4 protein-coding genes are annotated in these 4,402 nt (G+C 70.9%); all 4 read right to left on the bottom strand.

Going from position 1 to position 4,402, the window contains the following annotated elements:
* Positions 1-667 (bottom strand): PepSY-associated TM helix domain-containing protein (locus tag G3N62_RS34500; RefSeq protein WP_206141493.1); only part of this gene is annotated, 667 nt, incomplete at its 3' end.
* A 1-nt stretch (position 668) separates the two neighbouring features.
* Positions 669-932, bottom strand: coding sequence for a hypothetical protein (locus tag G3N62_RS34495; protein ID WP_124669654.1), 264 nt, complete (start codon positions 930-932; stop codon positions 669-671).
* Positions 932-3,052 (bottom strand): TonB-dependent siderophore receptor, encoded by a 2,121-nt coding sequence (locus tag G3N62_RS34490; RefSeq protein ID WP_277399666.1) that lies wholly within the window; start codon positions 3,050-3,052, stop codon positions 932-934. Before G3N62_RS34490 ends, G3N62_RS34495 begins: the two co-directional genes overlap by 1 nt.
* A gap of 211 nt (positions 3,053-3,263) precedes the next feature.
* On the bottom strand, positions 3,264-4,402 hold a 1,139-nt coding region (locus G3N62_RS34485), incomplete at its 5' end, for an ABC transporter ATP-binding protein (protein WP_206141492.1).

Raw genomic sequence — 4,402 nt, 5'->3', positions numbered from 1 at the left:
GGCACGGTGTCGCGCGCTGCGGCTGCCCCGGATACGCAACGCCCGCGAGCGACACCGTGCCGAGCGCGCCGAGCCCCGACAACGCGCCGGTGAACGCGAACAGCACGAGCCACGGCGTCCCCCACAGGCCGATCCACGCATGCAGGTCGAACAGCGCGACGCGCGACCCGTGGCCGCGCCGGACGCGTGCCGCATCGGGCCAGCGGCGGCGATGCACGACCACGCCCGCGACGACGAGCACGAGCAGCACGATGCCCCACAGGCTGACGAAGATGCGGCCGGGGAAACCGGCGAACAGCGTCTTGTGCAGCGTGACGATCAACCTCGCCCTTCCCGCGTCGGGCAGCGGCGCGCCCGTCGCCGGATCGAGCGCCAGCGTGCACGCCTGGCGCGCATCGCAGAACCGGATCGCCGGATCGTCCGGCCGCGGCAGCACGATGCGCACGTCGCGCAACGCAACACCGTGTGCCGCCGCGCGCGCGACGAGCGCATCGAGCGGCAACGCCGGCCGCGCGACCGCCACCGGCGGCGGCCGCCACCAGCCCTGCATCGAATCGAACGCGAGACTCCAGGTGCCGCTGAACAGCGCGACGAACAGCACCGTGCCGAACAGCGCGCCGGCGCCGCGATGCAGCGCGCGCCAGCGCGAACGCGACGACGCCTCCATGTCAGCGCCCTCCCCAGAACAGCGCGCACGGCACCAGCACCGCGAGCCACGCACCCGCGCGCCACACCGCCTGCCGCGGCCCGGGCGCGACGAGCATCCACAGCAGCGCGGCCACGCTCGCGGCGAACGTCAGCAACACGGCCGCATAGAGCCGGTTCAGGCCGTCGGCCGGGTAATGACGGGCCAGCGTGACCGCGAGCGCCACCGCGCCCGGCAGCACGCCGCCGATCGCGATCGCCGAGCGCGTGCCCCAGCCAGGCGCCATCAGAACTGCCCGCGCACGGTCAGCATCACGTTGCGCGGTTCTCCGTAGCGGTTGTTCCAGCCCGGCTGGCTCAGGCTCAGGTAATACTGGCGGTCGAACAGGTTGTTGACGTTGAGCGCGGCGCTCCAGTGCTTGTCGTAGCGGTAGCCGAGCCGCACGCTCGCGAGCGCGTAGCCGCCCTGGCTCATCGTCACGCCGTTGGCCTGCGCCGAGTAGCTGCTCTGCACCTGCAGGCCGCCGCCGACGCTCCAGCGCCGCTCCTGCCACGGCAGGTCATAGTTGGTCCACAGTCGGAACAGGTGGCGCGGGTTCAGCAGCGGCGCGAACGTGCCCGCGTTCGCGAGGTTGTCCGCGTAGCGCATCGTGTCGTACGTGTAGCTCGCCCACACGCTCCACCACGGCGTGATGCGGCCGTTCGCCTCGAACTCGAAGCCCTGGCTGCGCACGCTGCCGCCGTTCACGTAATAGCAGCTCGGCCCCGCGCACGGATGCGCGATGTCGACCTGCGGGTTGTTGTCGAGATCGATGCGGAACGCCGCGAGCGACACGTTGAGCTTGCCGCCGGCCAGTTCGCCCTTCACGCCCGTCTCGTAGGTGCGCCCCTTCACCGGCGTCAGGATGCCGCCGCCCCACATCGACTTGGTCTGCGGCTGGAACACTTCCGCGTAGCTCGCGTACCACGACCAGTCGCGCGCGAAATCCCAGATCAGACCGCCGTAAGGCGTGAACTGGTGACCGGTGTTGTAGTGCGCGCCGAGGCTGTCCTGGTTCCACCAGCTCATCCGGCCGCCGAGCACGAGCGTGACGGGTTCCGCGAGCTTGATGCGGCCGAGCCCGTAGACGCCCTTCTGCGAAATGTCGTTCTGCTGCGACTGCTGGTACGGCCCGATGCCGGGCTCGGGCACGCTGCCCGGGTTCCAGCGGTACACGTTCACCGGCGTACCCGACACGTTGCCCAGCAGCGGCGCCGTCATCTGCCCGCTGCTGCTGTTCGCGTAGGTGATGCCGAACAGCAGGTCGTGCGTGAGCCCGAACGCATGCACGGGGCCCTGCACGTTCGCGTCGAGGCTGCGGCTGTAGCTGCTGAACTGGTACGCGCTGCCCGTCAGCCGGCCGCCCGCGCCGGTCGCCGGATCGATCGCGCCGAACGAGCCCGCGTACTTCAGGTCCGAGCGCACGCTCTGGTACTCGCCGCTCACTTTCGCTTTCCAGCCGGCGCCGAGCTTCTGCTCGACCGACGCGAATGCGCGCGTCGTGTCCCAGTTGAAGCGGCCCCATGCGGTGTCGAGGAACGTCGAGCGCGACAGGCCGAGGCTCGACCCGTCGCGCGCCATCGGCACGCCGGACATGTCGGGAATCGACGACGTCGTCTGGTACTGCGCGCCGAACGTGAGCAGCGTGTCGCGCGTCAGGTCGACTTCCGTGACGCTGTAGATCGAACGCGTGTCCTGCTTCGCGTGGTCGTAGAAGAAGTGACGATCCTCGTATGCGGCGACGAGCCGGCTGCGTACGGTGCCGGCCGCGTTGAGCGGTCCGCCGATGTCGGCTTCCGCGCGATAGCGGTCCCAGCTGCCGATGCTCACGGACGCGTTCGCGGAGAACCGGTACTGCGGCCGCTTGCGCACCAGGTTGACCGTCGCGGCCGGATTGCCCGAGCCGTGCAGCAGCCCGTTCGCGCCACGCAGGATTTCCACGCGCTCGTACACCGACATGTCCTGCGGCGCGCTCGCCATGTCGCCGATCACGACCGGCACGCCGTCGAATTCGAACGAGTCGACCTTGAAGCCGCGCACGAAATACGCGGTGGTCAGCAACACGTAAGGCTGCACGGTCACACCGGCCGACTGCTGCATCACCTCGTCGAGCGAATACAGGTTCTGCTGCTCGATCCGCTCGCGCGTCGTCACGCTGACCGACTGCGGAATCTCCCGCAATGCGAGCGGCAGCTTGCCGACCGTCGCGACCGACGGATCGTCGGCCACGCCGCGCGACGCGTTCACCGAAATTGCCTTCAGCTCGCTCGCCGCCGGCTGTGCGGCGGCCGCTTCCTTCCGGATCTCCGTGCCGGCCGGCGGCGCCGTCTCGGCGAACGCGGCCGCCGGATGCGCCGCGATCAGCAGGCCGAGATACAGCGACGGCCGCCAGCGCCGCCGCCCCGAACGGGCGACGTGCGCGCCCTTCATCACCGATCTCCCAGGTTCCCGTACCTCGTACCGCATCACGCCCCCGTATTTGATAATCATTCTCATTATCAAATAGAACCGGCAGGCGATTTTTCGATCGAGGGGCTTTTCCTATCGATTCCGGGCACGGCGGCCCGCATTGTTCACGTCAGTGTGCGGATTCGGCCGGCCGGGCTTCCTGACCTGCGCCTGCGCCTGCGCCGGCATACGATGCGTCGTCGTGCCGGCGTCCCGCGCGGGCGAAGGTCGCGTACCACGCATCCGCCTCCACGAGCTGCGCATGCGTGCCGGTCGCCCGTACGCGGCCCCCCTCGAGCACGACGATCGTATCGGCGGCCGCCGCGAGCGCCGGCTGGTGCGTGACGACGATGCGCGTGCGCTGCCCGCGCAGCGCGACGAGGCTGTCGCGCACGCGCCGCGCGCCGAATTCGTCGAGGCTCGCGGTCGGCTCGTCGAACATCAGCACCGGTGCCCGCGCCAGCAACGCACGTGCGAGGCAGGCTCGCTGGCGCTGCCCGCCGGACAGCAGCTGGCCGCCGGGCCCGACGTCGGTGTCGAGCCCGTCCGGCAGCCGCTCGGCGTCGCGCAGCAGGCCGACCGCATCCAGCACGGCGCGCAGTTCGGCGTCGGTCGCGTCCGGACGCCCCATCCGCACGTTCCATGCAAGGCTGCCGCGAAACAGCGCGTTGTCCTGGAACACGAGGTTGCGCGTCGCCGCGAGCGTCGCTTCGCTCAGGTGCCGCACGTCGGCGCGGCCGAGCAGCACGCGCCCGGTGCCCGGATCGTCGAGCCGCGCGAGCAGGCCGAGCAGCGTGCTCTTGCCGGCGCCCGTCGGGCCGACGATCGCGACGAAACCGCCGGCCGGGCAATGGAGGTCGATGCCGTCGAGCAGCGTTGCGCCGCTGGCGGACCGGTAGCCGACACGCATCGCGTCGACGCTCGCATCGTGTACCGGCGTGCCGCGCTCGGGGCTGTCGAAACGCGGCGCGTGCAGCACCGCGAGCACCGTGTCGAGCGCGCGCCAGCCGCCGCGCAGCGCCTGGTCGAGCTGCGTGAGGTGCGCAAGCGGCTCGATGAAGCGCACGAGCAGCACGAGCACCGCGACGGCCGTCGCCGCATCGAGCCGGCCCGCCGCGACGGCCCACGTGCCGCCCAGCAGCATCGCGACGAACACGCCCTGCACCGCGCCCGCGAAACCCAGCTCGATCGGCAGCGAGCGCCGCATCAGCGCACGCGTGCGGCGACGCTGCTCGTCGAACGCGCGCTGCAACGCCGCGCGCGCGTCGG

The sequence above is a fragment of the Burkholderia sp. Tr-20355 genome, from assembly GCF_017104685.1.
Lineage (GTDB): Bacteria > Pseudomonadota > Gammaproteobacteria > Burkholderiales > Burkholderiaceae > Burkholderia > Burkholderia seminalis.
The sequence above is the reverse complement of the archived record's forward strand: the minus strand, read 5'-3'. Positions and strand labels throughout refer to the sequence as shown.

Coding starts and splice junctions, on each gene's coding strand:
- G3N62_RS34495 (WP_124669654.1), bottom strand. CDS start 932: ATGGCGCCTGGCTGGGGCACGCGCTCGGCGATCGCGATCGGCGGCGTG.